Genomic DNA, 472 nt, shown 5'->3' on the forward strand with positions numbered 1-472 from the left:
CTCTTTGCCAAAAACGATCTTTATCAAAAGGTCGTTTTTTAGACAATGTCTCCATTGCCTTTGAATTCTTGACGTTCGTTCGATCTCATCTTGTTATGTGAACAAGACTCCGATGAACTTACTTGTTATCATGATCTAGTTTTCAAAGAACCCATTGACGGCAGATAATCGGTGCAGCTCTTCGTCAGCTTCATGGATCTCGGTCATGTCACGTAGACAACTACGCTCCATTCCTTCGACCATTCGCTTCCTCGATCTGCTTGATTCTCTTTGTCAAAGTATGATAGAGAGTATTGAATCCTCTCAAAACTGAACAAAAGAACCGAAGCGTTCCTTACACAGCTAGTGTGTAAGTTCGATTAGAGTATAAACTCCATAGAAAGGAGGTGATCCAGCCGCACCTTCCGATACGGCTACCTTGTTACGACTTCACCCCAATCATCTGTCCCACCTTAGGCGGCTGGCTCCAAAA

The 472-nt window shown here is 43.4% G+C and carries 1 rRNA gene; it reads right to left on the minus strand.

Annotated features, from left to right (window positions below):
• Positions 1-379: 379 nt before the first annotated feature.
• Positions 380-472, minus strand: a 16S ribosomal RNA gene (locus M3212_RS21750); the annotation flags it as partial.

Source organism: Halalkalibacter oceani (assembly GCF_023715705.1).
Classification (GTDB): domain Bacteria; phylum Bacillota; class Bacilli; order Bacillales; family Bacillaceae_D; genus Halalkalibacter; species Halalkalibacter oceani_A.